This window comes from Vibrio sp. TMPB1044 (assembly GCF_030442075.1).
Classification (GTDB): Bacteria; Pseudomonadota; Gammaproteobacteria; order Enterobacterales; family Vibrionaceae; genus Vibrio; species Vibrio satsumensis.
The window spans coordinates 74,254-97,533 of the sequence record NZ_JAUJED010000009.1 but is presented as its reverse complement, the minus strand read 5'-3'; the positions used below and the strand labels follow the sequence as shown (position 1 = coordinate 97,533).

Annotated in this window: 18 protein-coding genes; 12 read left to right on the top strand and 6 right to left on the bottom strand. The window is 44.3% G+C overall.

The window, feature by feature from the left end:
- Nucleotides 1-18: 18 nt before the first annotated feature.
- From QQ041_RS04240 to QQ041_RS04230, 3 genes are all read right to left on the bottom strand, one after another.
- Nucleotides 19-1,995, bottom strand: coding sequence for a DNA topoisomerase III (locus QQ041_RS04240; RefSeq protein ID WP_285953187.1), 1,977 nt, complete (start codon nt 1,993-1,995; stop codon nt 19-21).
- A 115-nt stretch (nt 1,996-2,110) separates the two neighbouring features.
- Nucleotides 2,111-2,659 carry an NAD(P)H nitroreductase gene (locus QQ041_RS04235; protein WP_146492270.1) on the bottom strand — a complete coding sequence of 183 codons (549 nt, stop codon included), beginning with the start codon at nt 2,657-2,659 and terminating at the stop codon, nt 2,111-2,113.
- 207 nt (nt 2,660-2,866) lie between these two features.
- A complete protein-coding gene (locus tag QQ041_RS04230; protein ID WP_048660802.1) occupies nt 2,867-4,876 on the bottom strand; it encodes an NADPH-dependent 2,4-dienoyl-CoA reductase in 2,010 nt (669 codons plus the stop codon).
- A 279-nt stretch (nt 4,877-5,155) separates the two neighbouring features.
- Here QQ041_RS04230 and sppA point away from each other — a divergent pair, with 279 nt between their 5' ends.
- Together sppA and ansA are read left to right on the top strand one after the other, a co-directional pair.
- Nucleotides 5,156-7,006 carry a signal peptide peptidase SppA gene (gene sppA, locus QQ041_RS04225; protein WP_285953186.1) on the top strand — a complete coding sequence of 617 codons (1,851 nt, stop codon included), beginning with the start codon at nt 5,156-5,158 and terminating at the stop codon, nt 7,004-7,006.
- 118 nt (nt 7,007-7,124) lie between these two features.
- A complete protein-coding gene (gene ansA / locus QQ041_RS04220) occupies nt 7,125-8,141 on the top strand; it encodes an asparaginase (protein ID WP_060982262.1) in 1,017 nt (338 codons plus the stop codon).
- A gap of 104 nt (nt 8,142-8,245) precedes the next feature.
- Here ansA and QQ041_RS04215 read toward each other — a convergent pair whose 3' ends face one another.
- The gene (locus tag QQ041_RS04215; RefSeq protein WP_146492272.1) at nt 8,246-8,527 is read right to left on the bottom strand and encodes a YeaC family protein; all 282 of its coding nucleotides are present in this window, start codon (nt 8,525-8,527) and stop codon (nt 8,246-8,248) included.
- A 113-nt stretch (nt 8,528-8,640) separates the two neighbouring features.
- Between QQ041_RS04215 and QQ041_RS04210 the strand changes: the two genes are divergently transcribed.
- Nucleotides 8,641-9,447, top strand: coding sequence for a DUF2989 domain-containing protein (locus QQ041_RS04210; RefSeq protein ID WP_146492304.1), 807 nt, complete (start codon nt 8,641-8,643; stop codon nt 9,445-9,447).
- 172 nt (nt 9,448-9,619) lie between these two features.
- Here the strand turns inward: QQ041_RS04210 and msrB are convergent, their stop codons facing one another.
- Nucleotides 9,620-10,057: a peptide-methionine (R)-S-oxide reductase MsrB gene (gene msrB, locus QQ041_RS04205; RefSeq protein ID WP_019823761.1), complete on the bottom strand. Its 438-nt coding sequence runs from the start codon at nt 10,055-10,057 to the stop codon at nt 9,620-9,622.
- Nucleotides 10,058-10,376: 319 nt separating this feature from the next.
- Here msrB and gap point away from each other — a divergent pair, with 319 nt between their 5' ends.
- The 8 genes from gap (at nt 10,377) to QQ041_RS04165 (ending at nt 21,239) form a co-directional block, all read left to right on the top strand.
- On the top strand, nt 10,377-11,372 hold the full coding sequence (gene gap, locus QQ041_RS04200; RefSeq protein ID WP_017059382.1) for a type I glyceraldehyde-3-phosphate dehydrogenase: 996 nt from the start codon (nt 10,377-10,379) through the stop codon (nt 11,370-11,372).
- Between the two features lie 236 nt (nt 11,373-11,608).
- Nucleotides 11,609-12,493 carry a D-hexose-6-phosphate mutarotase gene (locus QQ041_RS04195; RefSeq protein ID WP_285953185.1) on the top strand — a complete coding sequence of 295 codons (885 nt, stop codon included), beginning with the start codon at nt 11,609-11,611 and terminating at the stop codon, nt 12,491-12,493.
- Nucleotides 12,494-12,782: 289 nt separating this feature from the next.
- The gene (locus tag QQ041_RS04190) at nt 12,783-14,819 is read left to right on the top strand and encodes a methyl-accepting chemotaxis protein (protein WP_285953184.1); all 2,037 of its coding nucleotides are present in this window, start codon (nt 12,783-12,785) and stop codon (nt 14,817-14,819) included.
- Between the two features lie 169 nt (nt 14,820-14,988).
- On the top strand, nt 14,989-15,804 hold the full coding sequence (gene rlmA / locus QQ041_RS04185) for a 23S rRNA (guanine(745)-N(1))-methyltransferase (protein ID WP_285953183.1): 816 nt from the start codon (nt 14,989-14,991) through the stop codon (nt 15,802-15,804).
- A gap of 75 nt (nt 15,805-15,879) precedes the next feature.
- Nucleotides 15,880-16,833, top strand: coding sequence for a ChaN family lipoprotein (locus QQ041_RS04180; protein ID WP_285953182.1), 954 nt, complete (start codon nt 15,880-15,882; stop codon nt 16,831-16,833).
- 265 nt (nt 16,834-17,098) lie between these two features.
- Entirely contained in the window at nt 17,099-17,452 is a 354-nt protein-coding gene (locus tag QQ041_RS04175; RefSeq protein ID WP_285953181.1) for a hypothetical protein, read from the top strand.
- Nucleotides 17,453-17,581: 129 nt separating this feature from the next.
- Complete coding sequence (locus QQ041_RS04170; RefSeq protein WP_285953180.1) at nt 17,582-19,468, top strand: BCCT family transporter; 1,887 nt, start codon at nt 17,582-17,584, stop codon at nt 19,466-19,468.
- A gap of 193 nt (nt 19,469-19,661) precedes the next feature.
- On the top strand, nt 19,662-21,239 hold the full coding sequence (locus QQ041_RS04165; RefSeq protein ID WP_146492278.1) for an alkaline phosphatase: 1,578 nt from the start codon (nt 19,662-19,664) through the stop codon (nt 21,237-21,239).
- Between the two features lie 156 nt (nt 21,240-21,395).
- Here the strand turns inward: QQ041_RS04165 and QQ041_RS04160 are convergent, their stop codons facing one another.
- A complete protein-coding gene (locus QQ041_RS04160) occupies nt 21,396-21,833 on the bottom strand; it encodes a YcgN family cysteine cluster protein (protein WP_285953179.1) in 438 nt (145 codons plus the stop codon).
- 250 nt (nt 21,834-22,083) lie between these two features.
- Here QQ041_RS04160 and QQ041_RS04155 point away from each other — a divergent pair, with 250 nt between their 5' ends.
- Entirely contained in the window at nt 22,084-23,280 is a 1,197-nt protein-coding gene (locus QQ041_RS04155) for a site-specific integrase (protein WP_285953178.1), read from the top strand.

The window sequence follows — 23,280 nt, the reverse complement described above, 5'->3', positions numbered from 1 at the left end:
GCTGTTTGCTCTCAGTTCCTAGCTTTTAGTGCCTTTTTTAGCATAGGTACCTTTCTTGGCATAAGCTTTCTTCGCACCACCGCCTTTACGGCGTTTAAAAGCGGGTCTCTCAACTTTAGGAAGATGGCGCAGAGATTCAGGAACTTCGCCCGTTTTTACCTTGCCCATCAAACCATCAATCTTGCTTTCTAACGCTTGCATGAAAGGTTGATACGCTTGATTTCGTTCTGCCATGCCTTGCAACTGGTGCTCCCAATGTGCCGTCATGTCTGGAAAGGTCGAATCCTCAGGTAAGGCATGGATCAAGCCTCTACCAGCAGGGCTACTATGAATACTCTTACCTTGGCGCGTTAGCAGTTGCCTTTTGAATAGCGTATCCAGAATGCCCGCACGAGTCGCTTCAGTGCCAAGGCCATCAGTCTCTTTCAAAATGGCTTTGAGGTCTTTGTTCGCAACAAAACGCGCGATACCTGTCATAGCTTGTAGCAAGGTCGCTTCAGTAAAATGTTTTGGTGGCTCGGTTTTCTTATCACCAATCACGCCTTCACGACACGTCAACACCGTACCTTTATCCAATGGAGGAACCGTATCCGTGCCATCACCTTTCTCTTCGGTGTCCGTTTTCCCCATCAACACTTTCCAACCTGGGTTGATAAGCTGACGTCCTTTCGCAATGAACACACCACCAGCGATATCAAACACTAACTTAGCATCCGCAAACACAGCCGGTGGGTAGAACTGCATCAGATATTGGCGAGCGATTTGCTGATAGATTTTCATCTCATTGGCAGACAAACCATTCACCGATGATTTCTTCGGTGTTGGGATTATTGCGTGGTGAGCATCGACCTTACTGTCGTTCCATGCTTTTGATTTCAGTGAAAGATCTGCGCCTTGCGCACCACTTTGCAACTCTTTCGCATTGTTAGCGATAGCATCCACTACCGACTCTCTTTGTGAGTAGTGATCTTTAGGTAAATAACGACTATCAGAGCGAGGGTAAGTGATGAGCTTGTGCTTCTCATATAATGACTGGCACGTGTCCAACACCTGCTGAGCACTCATGCCAAAACGCTTAGACGCATCAATCTGCAGTGCTGACAACGAGTAAGGCAGTGGCGCAGCTTGTTTACTTTGCTTTTGCTCTGATTCCGTTACCACCGCGGGTTGATTCGCAATTCGGTTAGCCACGTTCTCAACCAACTTGCGATTAAGCACTCGACCTTCTTCATCTTGCCATGGTTTGCATGCTTCGCTTGGTTTCCAACCCGCGCGAATATCAAAGCTTTGCCCGTTATTTTGATAAGGGATCAAAGCGTGCAGAGTGAAGTAATCTTTAGGAATAAAATTCTCAATTTCTTCATCACGTCTTACAACCAAACCAAGTACTGGAGTCTGCACTCGCCCTACCGACAACACGCCTTGGTAGCCAGCCTTTTGACCAAGCAAGGTATAAGCGCGAGTCATGTTCATGCCATACAGCCAATCGGCTCTAGAGCGTGCTAAAGCGGAAATAGACAGAGGGATAAAGTCGCGGTTGCTACGCATTTGAGAAAGTGCACGCTTTACAGCAGGTAAGTTCAAGTCGCTGATCAGTAGCCTGTCCATCGACTCTTTCTTGGCCTTAGAGACCTTGCAGTAATCGATCACTTCATCAACCAGCAACTGTCCTTCTCTATCCGGGTCTCCGGCGTGAACAATTTGAGTGGCGTCCTTCAATAGCTTTCGGATCACCGTGAGCTGTTTACTTGAAGTCTTGCGCGGTCTTAACTGCCATTGCTCTGGCACTATAGGGAGATCGGCTAGGTTCCACTTCTTATAACGGTCGTCATAAGCGTCTGGCTCAACCTGTTCCAATAAGTGTCCAATACACCAAGTCACTACATCCCCATTACCACATTTGATAAACCCTTGGTCTTTCTTCTGTGGATTAGGCAGTGCAGCAGCGATCGCGCGGCCGAGGCTTGGTTTTTCAGCAATAATAAGGCGAGACATGTTTTTCCAGATGCTACAAACAATTAGGGCCACATTATCTAATGTGACCCCTAGAAATCAAGAAAAACTGGTTGTTTATACAGTTAGCATTCCACTATTCAAGCTTCAACGCTCTTTACAAGAACTCAACAAACTTAGCGAAGTCGCGCTCTGGCACTTTCATTGGTGTACAGCCTGGAGTGCCAAGGTATAGGAAACCAACAATTTCGTCGTCGCCTTCTAGGCCAAATGCTTGGTGTACTTCTGGGTGGAACATCCATTTACCTGAGCGCCAAAAGCCTTGGAAGCCTTGCGCGACAGCAGCCATTTGCATGGCTTGTGCAGCGCAACCCGCAGAAAGGTGTTGTTCGAACGCGGGCACTTTTTCGTGCTCGGTAACTTTTGCAATAACGGTAATCACCATTGGAGCTCGGAACGGCGCTTTTTTTACTTTCTCGATAACCGCTTCTTCGCTTGCATCCGCTTCAGCGGCACGCACCAATATGTCTGAAAGCTTCTGTAGACCTGAACCCTGCGCGATAACAAAGCGCCAAGGTGTTAGTGCGCCGTGATCTGGAGCCCGTAAGCCCGCTTTGATGATATTTTCTAACGCTACACCTTCAGGTGCCGGATCAGAGAGTTTTGCGATTGAGCGCCTGTTGAGCAATAGATCCAAAGCATCCATTTGAAGTCCTTACTATTTCTTTATTATTTGTATACTTGAACTTTAGCACAGAATACAAACGATAATAAATCTCAACGACTAGCCATTTGGCCTAGATTAGAAACAATAAAGGCTCCTAAATCTATGACTTAGGAGCCTTGTTCAAAATCTAGCTCAGCAAACTAAGTAACAATATCTACCGATAAGATTACAGTTTGATAGATGATTCTATAACTTAATAGCTAGCTCAACACCTTGACGGATAGCACGTACTGCATCTAGCTCACCGGCATAATCGGCACCGCCTATCACGTGCAGTTTGCCACCAAACTCTTGCCACATATCTTCGAATGGTCGAACTGACACCTGGCCCGCACATACGATAACGGAATCGGCATCGAGGACCTGTTCTTTCTTGCCAATACTGATATGCAGACCTTGGTCATCAATCTTGTTGTAGCTCACGCCACCCAGTAGGTTCACGCCGCGCTTTTCTAGCGTACGTTTATGAATCCAACCTGTGGTTTTGCCCGGGCCTTTACCAACACGACCCGCTTTACGCTGCATTACCCAGACTGTCTTATCGCTGAATGAATCCGGGTAAGGATACAAACCACCTGGGTGTTCCATATTCTTATCGATGCCCCACTCATGCAGCCAGTCATCTAAACTGTGAGAAGTAGGCTCGGTTAGCATGGTTGCCACATCGACACCAATACCACCAGCACCAACAATCGCGACTTTTTCGCCTACTGGTGTCTTTTCGCGAATCAAGGTTTGGTAATCGACTACGTTTTCTTGGTCGATGCCCTCAATATCGAGCTTTCTCGGTTCAACTCCTGCCGCCATCACCACTTCATCGTACTTCAGCAACATCTCAAACGTTGCTTCGGTATCCAGTTTCAGGTTCACACCTGATGCATCGATTTGGTTAGCAAAGTAACGAATCGTTTCTCTGAACTCTTCTTTGCCCGGAATCTGCATTGCCAGTCTGAATTGTCCACCGATACGGTCATTCTTCTCTATCAAGTCAACCTTGTGTCCACGTTGCGCTAATGTCGTCGCACAAGCCAAGCCTGCGGGGCCTGCACCGACAACCGCAATGGTCTTAGTGGCTTGAGCAGGTTGAACAACAATTTCAGTCTCGTAACAAGCTCGTGGGTTAACCAAACAGCTCGCACGTTTACCTTTAAACACGTTATCTAAACAAGCTTGGTTACAGCCGATACAGGTATTGATGAACTGAGCTTGGTCTTGAGCGGCTTTATTAACAAAGTCAGGGTCAGCCAAAAATGGACGCGCCATTGATACCATGTCGGCCTGTCCTGAACTAAGGATACGCTCGGCCTCTTCTGGTGTGTTGATTCGGTTACAAGTCACCACTGGGATCGACACGTATGGTTTCACTTTTTCCGTCACCCAAGAGAAAGCACCTCGTGGTACTTGTGTCGCGATAGTCGGAACACGAGCTTCATGCCAACCAATGCCAGTATTGATGATAGTCACGCCCGCTTCTTCTAGCTTCTGAGCCAAAAGAACAACATCTTCAAACGTGCTGCCTTGCTCAACCAAATCAAGCATCGACAAACGGAAAATAATAATGAAATCTTTACCCACCGCTTCGCGAATCGATTTAACGATCTCTAAAGGGAAACGCATACGCTTCTCGTAAGAACCGCCCCACTCGTCGTAACGCATGTTGGTACGCTTACAGATGAACTGGTTAATCAAGTAACCTTCCGATCCCATGATCTCAATGCCGTCGTAACCTGCCACTTGAGCGAGCTCGGCACTATTGGCAAAGGCACCAATGGTCTTTTTGATCTGACGAGGGCTCATCTCGCTAGGTGCGAACTTAGCAATTGGCGCTTTAATACCAGAAGCACTTTGCGCGAATGGGTGCATTGCATAGCGGCCAGCATGCAGCAACTGAAGGGCAATTTTACCGCCATGCTTGTGCACGGCTTCAGTAACAACTTGGTGAGCTTTTGCGTGCTTCACTTTACTGAATTCAGCACTAAATGGGGTCAATCTGCCACGTAAATTAGGAGAAAAACCACCGGTAACAATAAGGCCAACGCCTCCTTTTGCTCGCTCTTCATAAAACGCGGCGAGTTTATGCAGGCCTTCTTTATTTTCTTCTAAACCTGTGTGCATTGATCCCATCAATACACGGTTACGTAATTGAGTAAAACCAAGATCGAGTGGTTCAAGTAAATGTGGGTACATGGCAGACATCACTTCTATTATTATATCCTTGTGGTCAGACCACAATATAACTCAATTACCAAAAGTTCAAACAGCCGTTTACATTTTTGTAACACCGATCATAATGCAGGATGTATTAATCGTTCAAAAGTTCTTAATCTAACTACACTTAATGAGAATATATATCGATTAACAATTCTTGGTATAGTTTGAGCTTGGGAATTATCGTAGGATACTAAGCAGTTCATATTATTGAGATTAATGGTACTACGGCTTGTTAAAGCGACGTGATCTCACTGCGGAGACAGAATGAAAAAAATATTCAAATTTATAGGCATGATCTTTAAAGGGATTTGGAAGCTCATCACGTTTGTGCGTCTTGCGCTGGTAAACCTTTTCTTTTTACTCAGTATCGCCATCATCTACTTTGTGTACTTCCATTCAGATACGGCCCAGCCGACTGTTCCACAAGAATCAGCGTTAGTACTTAACCTGTCTGGCCCTATCGTAGAGCAAAGCCGCTATATTAACCCGATGGATTCGGTCACGGGTTCGCTGCTGGGCAAAGACCTTCCAAAAGAAAACATCCTGTTTGATATCGTTGAAACGATTCGCTACGCAAAAGACGACGATAATGTAACGGGTATTGTTTTAGCACTTAAAGAGCTGCCAGAGACCAATCTAACTAAACTGCGTTACATTGCTAAAGCCTTAAATGAGTTTAAAGCGTCGGGTAAGCCGATTTATGCGGTAGGTGACTTCTACAACCAGAGCCAATACTACCTGGCAAGTTACGCCACTAAGGTGTACATGTCCCCTGACGGTGGTGTGCTTCTCAAAGGTTACAGCGCCTATTCGCTTTACTACAAAACCTTATTAGAGAAGCTAGACGTAAATACGCACGTGTTCCGTGTTGGTACCTATAAATCAGCTATCGAGCCCTTCATTCGTGACGACATGTCAGATGCAGCGAAAGAGTCCGCTTCTCGTTGGTTAAGCCAACTGTGGGGTGCGTACGTTGATGACGTCAGCAACAACCGTCAGATCGATGCTAAAACACTGAACCCAAGCATGGAAACGTTCTTGAAAGAACTTGAGTCTGTGGACGGTGACATTGCAAAACTGGCTGAGAAACTTGGCTTAGTGGATGAGCTAGCGACACGCCAACAAGTTCGACTAGAGCTTGCCGATGTTTTCGGCAGTGACGGTCAAGACAGCTACAACGCGTTTGGTTACTACGAATACCGTGCAACCATGCTTCCAGACATGACCAGTGAGTCACACGATGTCGCCGTGATTGTTGCTAGCGGCGCAATTATGGATGGTAAACAGCCGCGTGGTACGGTTGGTGGTGATACTACTGCAGCCCTACTTCGCCAAGCGCGTAATGACGATAAAGTGAAAGCCGTTGTACTTCGTGTAGATAGCCCAGGTGGTAGCGCATTTGCTTCAGAAGTGATCCGCAATGAAATAGAAGCGATCAAGCAAGCAGGTAAACCGGTTGTTGTGTCGATGTCGAGCCTTGCAGCTTCAGGTGGTTACTGGATCTCGATGGGTGCGGATAAGATCCTAGCGCAACCAACCACGCTCACCGGTTCGATTGGTATCTTCAGTGTTATCACGACCTTCGAAAAAGGATTAAACGATATTGGTGTTTACACTGACGGCGTTGGTACGTCACCTTTCTCAGGTATCGGTATTACGACAGGACTTAGCGATGGCGCGAAAGACGCTTTTCAAATGGGCATTGAAAACGGTTACCGCCGATTCATCAGCCTAGTTGGAGAAAATCGCGTCATGGAAGTCGATGCTGTAGACAAGATCGCTCAAGGCCGAGTATGGACAGGTCAAGATGCAATCCAGAAAGGCTTAGTCGATGAGATTGGCGATTTTGATGATGCGGTTGCAGCTGCGGCTTCACTTGCAGAACTTGAAAGCTACAACATCTACTGGGTAGAAGAGCCACTTTCGGCCACTGAACAATTTATTCAAGAATTTATGAATCAAGTTCAGATGTCGATAGGCCTTGATATTAAATCGATGATACCAAGCAGTTTACAGCCTGTTACTCAACAGTTAGCTCAAGATAGCCAGCTGTTAGGCAACTTTAACGACCCACAAGGCCGCTACGCTTTCTGCTTAAATTGCCAAGTTCAATAAGATAAGTTCAACGCTTTATTATCAAGAGGCGCCTCTGTGTTAGGTGCCTCTTTTTATTGCATGATAATTCGCTATAATCGCCCCCCTGTTCCCTATATCACACTAAGTATTATTCGCCATGGAAAGAAAACACATCTATATCGCGTACACCGGCGGCACAATTGGCATGCAGAAGTCTATTGACCACGGCTATGTTCCAGTCGCAGGTTTCATGGATAAGCAGCTAGCTGGCATGCCTGAATTCCATCGCCCAGAGATGCCTGAGTACACCATTCACGAATACTCTCCATTAATGGACTCTTCAGATATGACGCCACTTGATTGGCAGACTATCGCTGATGACATCCGCGCGAACTACGATAAGTACGATGGTTTCGTTATCCTGCATGGTACAGATACTATGGCATACACCGCCTCTGCACTGTCTTTCATGCTTGAAAACCTCGGCAAACCTGTGATTGTAACGGGCTCTCAGATCCCATTAGCAGAGCTTCGTTCAGACGGACAAGCAAACCTACTGAATGCGCTACACATTGCTGCAAACTACCCAATAAACGAAGTGACGCTGTTCTTTAACAACAAGTTGATGCGTGGTAACCGCAGCACAAAATCACACGCTGATGGCTTCAATGCGTTTACTTCTCCAAATCTGAACCCATTGCTAGAAGCGGGTATCAATATCCAAATCAGCAATAACGTAAAGGTAAACGAGCAGCCTGAAGGTGCTTTCAAGGTTCATAATATTACTCCGCAACCTATCGGCGTAATCACTATGTACCCTGGCATATCACATGAAGTGATCCGCAACACACTATTACAGCCTGTTAACGCAATGATTCTGCTTACTTTTGGTGTGGGTAACGCACCACAAAACCCAGAACTACTTCAGCACCTAAAAGACGCATCAGAGCGTGGAGTTATCGTGGTAAACCTAACTCAATGTTTAGCAGGTAAAGTGAACATGGGTGGCTATGCGACGGGCTGTGCTTTAGCAGAAGCTGGGGTTGTCAGTGGTTATGATATGACTCCGGAAGCGGCACTAGCGAAACTTCACTACCTATTAAGCCAAAATCTAAGCTACGAAGAAGTGAAAACTCAAATGCAACAAGTGTTGCGTGGCGAGATGAGCTTATAAGTCTGTTAGCCAATTAACGTGAACTAAATCGTTTTATTGCTTATAAATAAACGGCTTAAAGTAAAAGGGGTGGCACATTGCCACCCCTTTGTTGTAATTTAAGCCTAATGATTAGGGTTAACCCTAACAATATCGTCTTGATCTGATTTAAACTGTTTCTTTAGTTCAGACTTAGATTTAAAGCTAATCTCACCACCAGCTGCAATTGTCATATGTTGAGCTTCAGAGTTATGTTTAGATTGATATAACATAACCGCTTGCATACACGAGTCGCGCTGCTCTTTTGAGAGCGCCGTACCTTCTGGCCATTTACCCGTTTCAACTGCATAAGTTAAACGTTCGTAGACCTCGGGTGTCATTGCGCTAAGAAGTTGTTCTGCATCCATGGTAAAGCCTTAGTTTTAACAATTTTCACCAGAAAATAACCCGTAACAGAATTGAGTCAAGAACCTGACCGATAATAAGTGCATTTGATCACAAGTGAAGGAATATGAAAATTATGAAATGGTTGGCGATTAGCCTATTGCCTTTCACTCTGGTTGGGTGTCTTGAAGGAAACAAAAATACCGATCAACTGTGCCAAAGCAACCCGGGCCTTCAGTGTGAACAATTGAACATGAACGATGGGCAATGTCGTGTCGCACGTACCGATCTTATCTGGCATCGATTTGAAGTTCAGAAACACCCCTCCGAAATCAATAAGATTAAAGAGTTCGAATTAGTCACTGCTTACAAAAAGTGCCTAGAGCTCGCAGCTCAGATCGAAACTATTGACCAATCTAAACTGCAAGAGCGCCGCTTTACCTCTTTAATGCACAGTATTGAAGAGTCTGAGCGCATTGTTGGTGAGCTATCGCAATCTGATACACCGGAAACGCTTTACTTCTTGTGGTCGCAAACTGGAGACACCAACGCAAGACGCAGTTTCCTACAACTGGAAGGCACAGAAGCGTTAAACACGGCAGAGATGCAATATGCCTTAGCAACCTTCTATACCACCAGAGATCATGCTAAAACACTTAAGCTGCTTAATAATGCCTTAACGTTGTCGAGCAACTCTGCCGTCAATACAGAGATCTTTAAGTCAATGGCCAGCATCAATCACAGCTTGGGCCATATGGAAAAGGCGTATGTCTGGGCGATGGTTGCCAAAGAGTTTGATGTACCAATTGCATCAGAAGCGGAACTGGCCGTTCTCTATCGTTTTGAAGATTCAAAATACAAACAGTTAAATAAAGACGCAGACAAAATTGTCGAAGCTATTGAGGATGGGGTCTACAGCCCTTCAATCGTCCCGAGTTACTGATCGCTTCATTTATAGTGTTCTAACTTAAGCTTCTTATTCACCTGCTTTAAAAAAACAGCTACCTTTTTGGTAGCTGTTTTTATTTGTACTAGAGTTAAATCTGAAATCTTGGGCGTTTCAGCATTCCTAAATCGACAAATGCGACCTGTAAGGATTAGACAATAGTTACAAGTTATTTCGTACTTTCGTCATTTTTGTTGAAAATTAACGACACTGAATTAACACAGAACCGTTCACCAGTGGTCTTCGGACCATCAGGAAAAACGTGACCTAAATGGCTATCACAAGCGGTACAACGGATCTCTACACGCTTCATTCCGTGACTTAGATCTTCTATATAGCGTACTGCTTCATCATTTACTGGGGCATCAAAGCTTGGCCAACCACACCCAGAGTCATATTTGTTATCCGACAGAAACAAAGGGCTTTCACAGCATGTACAGCTATAGACGCCAGTCTTATGGTTGTGCAGTAACTTACCGCTATATGGGGCTTCAGTACCACGTTCACGACACACCGCAAATTCGTCGTCCGTTAGGCGTTCACGCCAGTATTCATCAGGCTTTATCATATTTCCTCCCTTTTGAATCACGTTAATATCTCTCCACATTATCAGTTATTATATTTACTTTTTTCTATAAAGGCTTGCATATCAGTCGTTTTGTAGCACATACTTTCTCACCAGGAAACATTGTACATATACACTCATAAGTGAATCATCATTTAGGGGTATTTTACCCAACTGGAAGGGTACAGAGCCACTTGCAATGGTCAATTTTCAACCACTTACACCCAATTGTTAAGAAAAGCGTCGCTTTTTTTTGACATTAAACAAGTTAAGTCGGATTATCTATTGCAGATGTATACTGGATTCTGTAATTTTACTACCAGTTATCTTTAATCAGAAATTAAGTTGTGGAGCAACTACAATGACTATCAAAGTAGGTATTAACGGTTTTGGCCGTATCGGCCGTTTCGTATTCCGCGCAGCTCAAGAGCGTGCAGACATCGAAGTAGTAGGTATTAACGATCTAATCGACGTAGAGTACATGGCATACATGCTTAAGTACGACTCAACTCACGGCCGTTTCAACGGTACTGTTGAAGTTGAAGGCGGTAACCTAATCGTTAACGGTAAAACTGTACGTGTTACAGCTGAACGTAACCCAGAAGACCTTAAGTGGGATGCTATCGACGTAGACGTAGTTGCTGAAGCAACTGGTCTTTTCCTAACTGACGAGACTGCACGTAAGCACATCACTGCTGGCGCTAAGAAAGTAGTTCTTACTGGTCCTTCTAAAGATGCAACTCCAATGTTCGTAATGGGCGTTAACCAAGCATCTTACGCTGGTCAAGACATCGTTTCTAACGCTTCTTGTACTACTAACTGTCTTGCACCTATCGCTAAAGTACTTAACGATAAGTGGGGCATTGAGTCTGGTCTTATGACTACAGTTCACGCTACTACAGCAACTCAAAAAACTGTAGATGGCCCTTCTGCTAAAGACTGGCGCGGTGGCCGTGGTGCTTCTCAAAACATCATCCCATCTTCAACTGGTGCAGCTAAAGCTGTAGGCGTTGTTCTTCCAGAACTAAACGGCCTTCTAACTGGTATGGCTTTCCGTGTACCAACTGCTAACGTATCTGTAGTTGACCTAACTGTTAACCTAAAAGAAGCTGCATCTTACGAAGAAATTTGTGCTGCAATGAAAGAAGCTTCTGAAGGCGAAATGGCTGGCGTTCTTGGTTACACTGAAGACCAAGTAGTATCACAAGATTTCATCGGTGAAGTTCAAACTTCAGTATTCGATGCTAAAGCTGGTGTTGCTCTAACTGACAAATTCGTTAAAGTTGTATCTTGGTACGACAACGAAATCGGTTACTCAAACAAAGTTCTAGACCTAATCGCTCACATCTCTAAGTAATTTCTTTTTAGAAATAGCTTTAGATAAGCATTAGCGAAGACTGTTTTGAGCAGACTTTGAAAAAGGCGACCTTAGTGTCGCCTTTTTAATACCTGCTATCTTTTAGACCGCGTCTATCTCAGTTGATCAAGGTAACGCAAAATTTAATTCCAATACTGACTCTGCTTGTTACTCGTGAAAACACAAGCACCACTCTAGTCTGCATTTGAATTCAATTTCCTTAGAAGGATCATGTAATGGATTTATCTACTCTACCTGCACTGACTGTACTTTCTGATAACGTGACTATCGTTGAGCACGAAGGTGTAAAACTGGTTCGTGTTATCCACGATAAAGCAAACGCAGCTATTTCACTGTTTGGCGGCCATGTCGTGTCATTCCAACCGCAAGGCCAAGAAGACCTAATTTGGATGAGCCAACAAGCTAAATTCGACGGCAAAACAGCTCTGCGTGGCGGCATTCCAGTATGTTGGCCTTGGTTTGGTCGCATTGCAGTACCTGCGCACGGTTTTGCACGTTCAAGTGAATGGCAATTGGTTGAGCACCGTGAAAGCGAAGCTGGCGTGATTGTTAGCTTAGGTCTGAAGCCAAACGAAGAGACGCTAGCGGTATGGCCTCATCAATTCGATGCACGTTTGAATGTTGAGATCGGCGAGCAGCTAAAAGTGACCTTAGATGTGAAGAACACTGATTCTCAGCCATGGACTTTCTCTGGAGCACTGCACACTTACTTAAATATTGGCGATATTCACAGCACAACCACAACAGGTATGGGTGCTGAGTACATTGATAGCCTGCAAGACGGCAAAATCTGCCAAGGTGGTTCTGAACTGGTACTGACCGACACGATTGACCGCGTTTACACGCAACCAGAAGCGCAAATCTTAGTTGCTGACAAAAAGCAGGATCGCACACTAACGGTTGAAAACCACGGTCATAATTCTGCAGTACTGTGGAACCCGTGGGCCGAAGGTGCTGCTGGTATGGGTGATATGCAAAACGACGGTTACCTAACCATGTTATGTGTTGAATCAACGCTGCACGCATCAAGCCTAGAAGCAGGCAAAACATTACAGCCTGGCGAAAGCCACCAGCTTATTACAGTGATCTCTTCACACTAAGCCTATCGCAAATTTAATTTAAGAAAATGCAGCTCATTGAGCTGCATTTTTTATTGGCTTTAGCCTCACTCGCACCATCCAGTGAACAACGACCTAATGCAAACTTGTTCCCTCTCCGTTTAAATCCACGCCACATTTATTCTCATTACCCCAATTTATAAATATAACTGTCAATTCATTAATTATTATCAATTACTGCTGATAAATAAATTCCTATGATAGAACGCTCAATAACAAACTTAATGAAAACTACTTAACAACACCTCAATGAAGACAGGATAGTGAATTCATGCTCGAGAAATACAAAAATCAAAGTGTTGGCTTCCAACTTAAGTTGGTCATTTTGCTGTGCTTGCTTATCGCCTTTAGTTCCATTGCAACACTCGTGTACCGCAATGCCTCACAGGTATTATTAGACAACACGTTAAGGGAACACCAATCAAAAGTCGAAGCGATGGCCAAAACTATCTCTGGTCAGTTCGACGCCTACCTGCACACCGCCAAAGTTTTAGAATCCACTTTTCGTAACGGTTACCTAGCAGGTGTTTATGTTGAAAATTATGACGTTGAATTCAACGGCCATTCAATTCCCAACATGACTCAATATGGTGAGAGCCTAATCAACGACACTAAACTGGTCGATAGCTTTACCCGCGACACTGGCGCCGTAGCGACCCTATTTGCCCCATTTGGCGATGACTTTATTCGTGTGTCAACTTCTCTCAAGAAACCTTCAGGTGAACGAGTTGTTGCGACTACACTAGGGAAAGACCATCCGGGCTATAACAAGCTCAAAAGTGGCCAACCTTATTACTCTCAAGTTAAACTCTTCGGCCAACGTTACATTACCTACTATGCGCCTTTGATCAACACTCAAGGCAAAGTAAACGGTGTTTCTTTCATTGGTTTGCCAGTAGAAGACGCGACTCAAAGTCTGTTTGAATCTTTACGCTCGGTTTCTTGGGGTGATACGGGCTATACCATTATTGTCGATAACGAGAAAGAGCATCAAGGTCAGTACTTACTGCACCCCACGAACGTTGGTGGTGGTAAATCGATTGTTGATGTTGCTGACTACGACGGTAACAAACCTTTCTATCAAATCTTTGAACAGCCATCGGGGCTGATTCTATACCCATATCAGTATCAAGAAACGGTTGGTGAGAAGTACCTGGTATACACCGAAGTTCCGGGTTGGGATTGGAAACTGCTTGGCGGTACATTCATTAAAGAAGTGACCAAAGGCAGTGACGATTTACTGAAGCTCATCGCCATTATTGCTACCCTAATTGCTGCGGCTACCATCATCGCGTTAACCTTCGTGTTAAACCGCACACTGACGCCGCTAACCACGTTAAACGAGTACATGCTGCGTTTAGGAAAAGGCGAAGTAAGCCTACATATTCCAAACAATGGTCAGCAGACTAAGAACGAAATCAGCAACCTAAATACCGGCGTTGCCAACATGGCAGCCCAGTTGAATACACTCGTGGGCGAGATTCGTGCGACCAGTGACCAAGTACAGAACAGCTCGAGCAGTGTGTCACAAGATGCCAGTCACAATCTGAGTCAATCTGACCGCCAGCAAGCACAGGTTGAGCAAGTCGTTACTGCTATAGAAGAGATGGCCACCTCTGCTGAATCAGTGGCACAGCAAGTGAACAGCATTGCTGAAAATGTTCGCCTTGCCAATGAAGACAGCCAGAAAGGTTTAGAAGTCGTTGAAGGTGTGTGTATTGATGTCGCCCAGCTGAATGATCAATTAGACAAATCCGCATCGGCCATCGAGCAAGTAAGCTCTGATAGCGAAAGTATTCAAACTGTTACTAAGATGATTGATGACATCGCAGAGCAAACCAACTTACTTGCGTTGAACGCTGCAATAGAAGCGGCACGTGCGGGTGAACAAGGCCGTGGCTTTGCAGTGGTAGCCGACGAAGTAAGAACATTGGCTCATCGAACTCAAACATCAGTCCAAGACGTGGTAAGCATCATCGAGAAGCTGAAATCGTCGACCCACAATGCCGTAAACCTGATGACGCAAAGCCAATCGAATGCCAACCAAGTACTCGACAAAGCGCAAGAAGCAGGCACTGCGCTAGAGTCGATTGCCTCTCAAGTTGAATCGATCGCTTCTCAAGCTGAAACGATTGCTGCTACATCAGAGGAACAAGCTCAGGTTTCTCAAGAAATTGCGGCAAACGCGCATGCGATAAGCGACCTCAACCAACAGAGCCGTGAAACCAGCGCGCAGACATCTCGAAGTGCTGATGAGCTTCAAAAGCAAGCGGAGTCATTGAAAAATCAAGTGAACTTCTTTAGCTAATTATTAATAGACCTTCTATTAAGCAATTCAGTAAGTATCAATAGAGCCAGCCATCGTTGGCTCTATCTCTTCATGAATTATCACTAGCTAAGACAACTGCGTTTATTCTAGCGCCCCACTATGCTTCCTGTTAAAATTTTGGACTTGAAATTTCTACCTCGAGTTCGCAATGACTTACCAATGCCCTTTGTGTCACCAACCTTTATCTCAACACGATCGTACGTTTAAGTGTGAAAAGAACCATCAGTTCGATTTAGCAAAAGAAGGCTACGTCAACTTGATGCCAGCACACCATAAACGTTCAAAAGATCCAGGTGACAACAAAGAGATGATGCAGGCACGTCGTCGCTTCCTTGAAGGCAACCATTACGATCCAATGCGCCAAGCGGTTGTCGGCTTATGTTCTAGCTACCTGCCAGACACAGATCCTAGCCTATTGGATATTGGCTGTGGCGAAGGGTATTACACCAACGAAATTGCGTTGAATCTTCAAGATAAAAACGGTGCTATTTTTGGTCTAGACATTTCTAAGATTGCTATCAAATACGCCGCTAAACGCTACCCAGCAGTCGACTTCTCTGTTGCCTCTAGCCATCGTCTACCCTTTGCAGAAAACAGCTTAGACGGCATTCTACGCATTTATGCACCATGTAAGGCAGAAGAGCTCCAACGTACAATTAAAGACAATAGTGTCGTGATTACAGTAACACCGGCAAGCCGACACCTATATCAGTTGCGTGACGCCATTTATGATGGTGTGCGTTTACACGATGAAGATCCTGAATTGATCGAAGGTTTTACTCTTGAACACCAAGAGCATCTAAACTATATGATGGAACTATCGGGGTCAGATGCATTCGACCTACTACAGATGACGCCGTTTGCTTGGAAAGCGACTGAAGAGTTTAAACAACAACTCACCAACGCAGAGCAATTCAACTGTGAAGCTGACTTTATGCTAAGAGTGTATCGCAAACAGGTTTAATTGATATTGATTATCGTTTGCATTGAAATCTCATCTTGCCTCCTTTAGTATGCGTGTTCTTCAAGGAGGCATTTCATGCGACGTATTATTCTTACCGGATTAGCCACTCTTCTCACAGCTTGTGCTAATCAACCCTCAGAAAACACTTCTCAAAAAGTGGTTCAACCGGAAACCGTTTCCACCTACTACGATTACCAGTTTGCCTCACCACAAGGCGAAGCACTCTCACTTAACGCTTTACCTCAAGAGTTGCTAGACGCTGACGTCATTCTTATTGGCGAATGGCATACTCACTCCGCCATCCACCGCTTTCAAACTGATTTCTTAAAAGCGCGCCGCAATGCAACATCAAACATTACACTTTCAATGGAACAGTTCACTCGAGAGCACCAAACCACACTCGACCAATACTTAAACGGTGAAATTGGCGAACAAATTCTCATGTCTCAAGCAGCGGCGTGGCCAAATTACGAAAGTGATTACCGCGCGTTAGTTGAGTTCTCAAAAGCCAACGACGTCGATGTTATTGCGGCAAATGCACCAAAGCCATTCGTTCAGTGCATTGGCCGTAAAGGATTGCCTTACCTAGACCAATTATCGACCGAGCAACGCCTATGGATTGCTGCAGAAGTGGATACTGGCGATAGCCCATACAAAGAAAAGTTCATGGCTTCTATGCATCACGGCACGCCAGAGCAAACAGAAAAGCAGTTTGCCGCTCAAGTAACCTGGGATGAAACCATGGCTGAATCAATTGTGGATTACCTAGCGTCGAATCCGAATAAACAAGTGATTCATGTAGCAGGCATGTTCCACACCGAGGGTGGTTTAGGGACGGCGGCATCAATTCTACGCCGTAACCCTGATTTGAAAATCGCCATCATCAGCCCAGTTGAAGAGATCACATCGGATAACAGCGATTATCAGCTTGAAGTTCTCTCGCCACCGGCTCGCTTTGTTAAGAAAGAGAACCGAATGAAGGCATACAAGCACCTGTCAAAACGCAGTGCTAGCCTAGAATGTGACTAAACCATTCTTCTAAGCTAAAGAGTCGATGGGCTAATCCTAGATAATCAGTCCATCGTCAGAACTAGATCACGTTCCCGTCATTCATCCTAACTCTATCTAAAATCAAACATTCTTATCGGCACAGGACTTGCTTAGTAAAAAGACAATTTAACCAAGCAGAAGAAAATGTAATGTGCGAATAAAAAACATCACTATCGATGATTAATTGCACAAGTTTTTCACACCTCTGCCGATACTATATTTAAGGATAAGTAAGGAGGGCGATATGACGCCAGTAGGAACGAGTAATACTCAGCTGTATTCACCTTCGCAAATGAATGCACAAGCTAAAAGCACTGAAGCTGAACAGCCTGCACCTCTTAAGGTTGAACAAAATACCGTCAAGCTTTCTGATGAAGGCAAAGCTCTATTATCTGCACTTAAAGAAATCGATAAAGAAGCCAAAAAAGTCGAAGATGAAAACGCGACCGTTACCGATAAGGTAGAGTCATTTGCTCATGGCGCTTTAGGTATGGATCATCCAGATAAGATTGAAGAAGAGGACGATGGTTCTTATTCAGCAGGGCAATACTTATCCGCAGCGGCAACCGTTGGTGGCATCCTACTCGCTTTAATCTAACTTTACTCTCCTGTTACCGCAGATTTCCCTCTGTATTAAAGCGATTTGTCGTCACGACAACAGACCCGATTTGGTCTAAAAAACGAGTTCATTCCATAATTCCGCTCTCATTTTAATGGAATAATACTCGTGAAAAACACTTTTGAGCTTATTGACAAGCCTACCTTCTTTGGTGCGATTGCACTCCTACTCACGATAGTTTTCCCGCTAATTTTGTTCCCAGCACAGGGCGCAGACTGGATTGCGGTTGCGAAAACATTCATGACTGACCAACTTGGATTTCTATATCTTGCGCTAGGCCTCGCTGCCTGTGCATTTATGGTTTACGTTGTGTTCAGTGATATGGGACAAATTAAACTGGGCGAAGCTGATGAAGAGCCTGAATTCAAAACAGCATCATGGGCTGCAATGTTATTTTGTGGCGGTATCGGTGCAAGTATCTTGTACTGGGGCTGCATTGAGTGGGCTTACTACTACCAATCACCGCCTTTCCAACTAGAACCTGGTAGTGAAGAAGCGGTTCGTTGGGCTGCAACTTACGGTTTGTTCCACTGGGGACCAATCGCTTGGTCTATCTACCTGATCCCGGCGATTCCTATCGCTTACTTCTTCTATGTACGTAAACAGCCAGTTCTAAAGATCTCTAGTGCGTTAATGCCTGTTCTTGGTGAACACCGCAGTAAAGGCGTACCTGGAAAAATCGTCGATATCCTTTTCATTTTCGGTCTATTAGGCGGCGCTGCAACAACGCTAGGTTTAGCTGCACCTCTAATCACTGAAGGTCTGAATCACCTATTTGGTCTACCTAAAAATAACCTAACGCAAGTGATGGTTCTTTTAGTGTGTACTGCGATTTTTGCTTACTCATCTTATGCTGGATTGGAAAAAGGCATCAAGATCCTAAGTAACATCAACTTCTGGGGTGCGATGGGTCTACTGGCTTTCGTTCTGATTGCAGGTCCAACAATCTTCATGCTAGAAACAGGTTTAGACTCAATTGGTCGTCTACTATCTAACTTCTTCGTGATGGCAACTTGGGCTGAACCATTTGGTGGTTACGGTACCTTTGAAAATACTCACTTCCCACAAGACTGGACAATTTTCTACTGGGCATGGTGGCTAGTATTTGCACCAAGTATGGGTCTGTTTGTTGCGCGTATTTCTCGCGGCAGAACCATCAAACAAATGGTGTCAGGTTCGATCTTCTTTGGTTCTCTAGGTTGTTTCTTATTCTTCATGATTTTAGGTAACTACGGCTTATCACTGCAACTTTCTGGTGAGCTAGATGTCGTTGCTATTTTGAATGCTGAAGGCGCAACCAAAGCTATCTTCTCGATGCTTGCCCAACTGCCAATGAGCACACTAGTTATCGCGGTATTTACACTACTGTGTATCATTTTTACTGCGACAACCTTTGACTCAATCTCATACATCCTAGCGTCTGTTGTACAAAACAACGTGACAGAAGAACCAATGCGTTGGAACCGTATGTTCTGGGCATTTACTCTATCGTTCCTACCAACGATTCTAATGTTCTTGGGCGGTCTAAGTACGCTACAAACGGCGGCGATTGTTGGTGGCCTGCCGCTGCTTGCTATCTCTGTCATGTTGATGATTTCAGCGGTTCGTGCGACAAACCTAGACCTGCGCCATCAAGATGCGTACATCGAGCCAACGATCAACATCGAAGAACTGCCAGACATGGACCCTTGGTCTGCAGAAGGTATGGCGCTGGCTCAATTTGAGAAAGAAAAAGATGCTGCGCAAGAAGCCGCAGAACTTGAGCGTATTGCTTACACAGAACTTGCCGCAGTGAAGAAAGAAATTCGCGCTTATGTGTTAGAACAAGGTTCACAAATGGAAACTCACGAGTTACCAGAGAATCTACAACAAGCACTTGAGTTGGCCGAGAGTAATCTTAGTGCCGCACAAGCGAAAAAGATCGAGTTATCTGAGCAAGCTCAGAATGCTCGTATCACGTTCAACCAGGTGGTTGCAGACTTACCGCTTGCTTGACATTAGCCATGACGCAGTCCATTGATTTGGACCCTCCTAAATACGACCAAGGCTCACAGAAATGTGAGCCTTTTTTTATGCTTTTCTAAAAACTTGAGTTATTGCTCAATTTCATATTGATGAAATAAATATGAAACGACTTTGACACAAATCGGTGTTCTAATCATCCCGCTTATATAAAAAGGGATAACTAATGAAGCACTTTATGAAACCAATTGTTACCGCAGTGGTAACCTCTACACTCTCATTCAACGTACTTTCAGCAGAAATCAAAAATGTCATTCTGATGATCGGCGACGGTATGGGACCTCAGCAAGTTGGCTTATTGGAAACCTACGCAAACCAAGCGCCAAATTCAATCTATAAAGGGAACAAAACGGCCATTTATCAACTTGCTCAAGAAGGGGTTATTGGTTCATCCCTAACGCATCCGGAAGACGCAATCGTAGTGGATTCAGCTTGCTCTGCGACCATGCTTGCAACGGGTATCTACAGCGGTTCAGAGGTGATCGGTATCGATTCTCAGGGTAACCATGTTGAGACAGTACTTGAGAAAGCGAAAAAAGCAGGCAAAGCGACCGGCTTAGTTTCCGACACGCGCTTAACTCACGCGACCCCTGCTTCTTTCGCCGCTCACCAACCTCACCGTTCTTTAGAGAATCAAATTGCATCTGATATGCTAGCAACCGGCGCTGATGTGATGCTCTCTGGAGGACTGCGTCATTGGATCCCTAAATCGACCAACGATAAAGGTGAAACCTATAAGCAACTTGAAAAACTAACTCAAGGTGATGTTTATCTCAAATCGAAGCGTAAAGACGACCGTAACCTGCTGACTGAAGCAGAGAAAGACGGCTACCAACTGGCGTTTAATCGCAACATGCTAGACGACGCTAAGGGCGATAAACTACTTGGCCTGTTCGCCTACTCAGGCATGGATGATGGCATCGCTTACAGCAACAAGAAAAAGAGTGGCGAACGAACTCAGCCAAGCCTGAAAGAGATGACACAAAAAGCGCTCAACATCCTATCCAAAGATGAAGATGGCTTTTTCCTAATGGTCGAAGGCGGCCAAATAGATTGGGCGGGACACAGTAACGATGCAGGCACTATGCTGCATGAACTGCTCAAATTTGATGAAGCGATCCACACAGTGTATGAATGGGCAAAAGATCGTGAAGACACGATCGTGATTGTAACTGCAGACCATGAAACAGGATCTTTTGGCTTCAGCTACTCTTCTAACGACCTACCAAAACCACAGAAACGTTCTGGTGAAGCCTTCGCCGACCGCGACTATGCACCTAACTTTAACTTTGGTGCATTCGATATTCTCGATGGTTTATATAATCAGAAGCAAAGCTACTACGGCATGATCAGCGAATTTCAGAAGCTGGATAAAGCGCAGCAAACACCTGAAAAGCTCGCTGAGATCGTCAACAAAAGCAGTGAGTTCCCTATTACAGCTGAACAAGCGAAAAATGTATTAGCAAGTAAGCCGAACCCATACCGATTGGCTCAGCACAAATATTTGTCGGCAGAAGAAGTGCCTGCTATCAACGATTTCGATGCATTCTTCCCATATAACGACCGTGGCAACCTACTTGCTCGAGAACAAGCAACAGGTCAAAACATCGTTTGGGGTACAGGTACACACACTCACACACCAGTGAACGTGTTTGCTTGGGGTCCTGCTGAAAAGATACTGCCAGTTTCGAAAATCATGCACCACTCAGAACTAGGTGAGTACATTAAACAACAAGTAAACTAGCCTGAATCTTTTTTGCTCGTTTAACTTTAGCGCCCTTCGGGGCGTTTTTTGTTTTAAACCTTTAAGCCTTTAAGCCTTTAAACTAAGTAAGTTTCAAATTTAGGTGACGCCAAATAGCAAAACAGCCGCTATTGAGCGACTGTTTTTCTTTAATCATTAACGATTTGGGTGGTTCAAGATGTGGTCTTCCCAATCAACAACATCAATTTCGTAAACCACTTTATTACGAACACTTTCACCAGCTGCATGCATCTCTGATTTAGAACCCGTGATCAATGGGTGCCATTCAGGGATCGGCTTAGATTCAGATAGAAGACGATAGGCACAAGTATCTGGCAACCAATGGAATTCATCGATCTTGTCACGAGTCAGCTTCAAACACTCTTCACCTGAAGTGAAGCGGTTCGGGTAATCTTTACATGAACATGTTTTGTCGTTTAACCAGCTACACGCTACATTGGTGTAGTACACTTCATCGCTATCTTCATCCATTAGCTTATGTAGACAACACTTACCACAACCGTCACACAGTGATTCCCACTCATTCTCGGTCATTTGTTCTAGTGTCTTTTCTTGCCAAAATGGATTCGTCATAGGATTACTTCTTACTCTTTTACTGGGGTGCGTGTTATACCGCTAGCCCATAAAAAGTTCAAGGATAATAATTGTTCATTCTTTGATTCAATCAACAGCTGTCACTCTCATCATTTTTTGCTACTATCGCGCACCCTGTTATTTAGTGAGTTTAATTTGATGGAATGTCGCCTAGGTTGTGGAGCTACCCTTTTCAATTAAACTTAGAACTACTACCTTTATCTAATAATTTAGAAAAGGTGCCAATAACATGGTGGTGGAAATCCTAGTAAATGTTCCGGTCAGACTTGGAACTGTATCCCCTCTAAAATCCCCTCGCGACAAAATATGTATGGCCGGGCACTTCAAAGAAGTGACCATGCCAGTGCTAATTGGAAGCAAAAACCAAATCGTTTACTTGTCTAACTTATTTCTCATTAATGAAGTCTCGGAAGGCAAAGTAGATTCGCTACCAGCAGCTAAGGCGCTAAGAACTTGGCTCAACTGGCTACTCCTAAACAAAATAGATGCATTGCTCACTACAAAAATTAAACTCAACAGTCCCACTCATGGATTTCGATACTATCTACTGGATCGTGTTCAAGGAAAGGAAGACTTAAGTCGGAGTACCGCCAATGCATACATCCAAGTAATCAAAAGATTGTATGACTGGCTAGACATAGAAGGCCTAATCGACAAACGTAATTTTTATAATCACAAGCTCAGTATTATTGATGGGTTTAGGAAAATACAATCTTCCGATCTGGCAATTCAAGTCCAAAAGTCACCTGAACAATCATTATCTCCACTGACAGAACAAGTTCAAAACCAGTTCCTACAATTAATCGAGCTTGAAACTATAGAGTTTCAATTAGTTATAAAACTAATGATGTTTTGTGGACTCAGAAAGCAAGAGGCGTTGAGCTTTCCTAAAGGCCTGATCAAAGAAGAGCATATAACAGAAGAAGATAGCCAAATTATAAAAGGTATTTATATTGGCCCCCATAATGGAGTTAAGACAAAGTTCTCATCTTATCGTGAGCTTTTCATAACCAGAACTCTAGTCGAAGACATACTAGATTATTCGATTTCTCCCCGATACAGAAAGCGCCAGAAGAAAAGTAAAGGACAATATAAGAAGTACCCTCCACTACTCAATTACTCTGAAGATGCATTTTACAGCGCATGGTATAGACTTAAAAAAAAGTATCGTGGGGTTTATAACTCTACGTTCAATCATAAACCTCATGATCTCAGGGCTACATTCGCAACAAACCTTATGAAGTCGGCACTTAAGGTTACGAATAAAAATACCCAAATAGCACTCGATATTACTCGTTACTACATGGGACATAAACGGGAAGAAACAACATTAATGTACTTAAAGTTCATTAGCAGAAATGATGTTTCTAACCAGGTAGCTACGATCATGGATCAATTCGTATCTGACGCTATTGCAGGACGTTAA

What these genes read in the sequence shown, in the direction of transcription:
- QQ041_RS04240 (WP_285953187.1), bottom strand. Translation starts at nt 1,995, where the DNA reads ATGTCTCGCCTTATTATTGCTGAAAAACCAAGCCTCGGCCGCGCGATC.
- QQ041_RS04235 (WP_146492270.1), bottom strand. Translation starts at nt 2,659, where the DNA reads ATGGATGCTTTGGATCTATTGCTCAACAGGCGCTCAATCGCAAAACTC.
- QQ041_RS04230 (WP_048660802.1), bottom strand. Translation starts at nt 4,876, where the DNA reads ATGTCTGCCATGTACCCACATTTACTTGAACCACTCGATCTTGGTTTT.
- sppA (WP_285953186.1), top strand. Translation starts at nt 5,156, where the DNA reads ATGAAAAAAATATTCAAATTTATAGGCATGATCTTTAAAGGGATTTGG.
- ansA (WP_060982262.1), top strand. Translation starts at nt 7,125, where the DNA reads ATGGAAAGAAAACACATCTATATCGCGTACACCGGCGGCACAATTGGC.
- QQ041_RS04215 (WP_146492272.1), bottom strand. Translation starts at nt 8,527, where the DNA reads ATGGATGCAGAACAACTTCTTAGCGCAATGACACCCGAGGTCTACGAA.
- QQ041_RS04210 (WP_146492304.1), top strand. Translation starts at nt 8,641, where the DNA reads ATGAAATGGTTGGCGATTAGCCTATTGCCTTTCACTCTGGTTGGGTGT.
- msrB (WP_019823761.1), bottom strand. Translation starts at nt 10,057, where the DNA reads ATGTGGAGAGATATTAACGTGATTCAAAAGGGAGGAAATATGATAAAG.
- gap (WP_017059382.1), top strand. Translation starts at nt 10,377, where the DNA reads ATGACTATCAAAGTAGGTATTAACGGTTTTGGCCGTATCGGCCGTTTC.
- QQ041_RS04195 (WP_285953185.1), top strand. Translation starts at nt 11,609, where the DNA reads ATGGATTTATCTACTCTACCTGCACTGACTGTACTTTCTGATAACGTG.
- QQ041_RS04190 (WP_285953184.1), top strand. Translation starts at nt 12,783, where the DNA reads ATGCTCGAGAAATACAAAAATCAAAGTGTTGGCTTCCAACTTAAGTTG.
- rlmA (WP_285953183.1), top strand. Translation starts at nt 14,989, where the DNA reads ATGACTTACCAATGCCCTTTGTGTCACCAACCTTTATCTCAACACGAT.
- QQ041_RS04180 (WP_285953182.1), top strand. Translation starts at nt 15,880, where the DNA reads ATGCGACGTATTATTCTTACCGGATTAGCCACTCTTCTCACAGCTTGT.
- QQ041_RS04175 (WP_285953181.1), top strand. Translation starts at nt 17,099, where the DNA reads ATGACGCCAGTAGGAACGAGTAATACTCAGCTGTATTCACCTTCGCAA.
- QQ041_RS04165 (WP_146492278.1), top strand. Translation starts at nt 19,662, where the DNA reads ATGAAGCACTTTATGAAACCAATTGTTACCGCAGTGGTAACCTCTACA.
- QQ041_RS04160 (WP_285953179.1), bottom strand. Translation starts at nt 21,833, where the DNA reads ATGACGAATCCATTTTGGCAAGAAAAGACACTAGAACAAATGACCGAG.
- QQ041_RS04155 (WP_285953178.1), top strand. Translation starts at nt 22,084, where the DNA reads ATGGTGGTGGAAATCCTAGTAAATGTTCCGGTCAGACTTGGAACTGTA.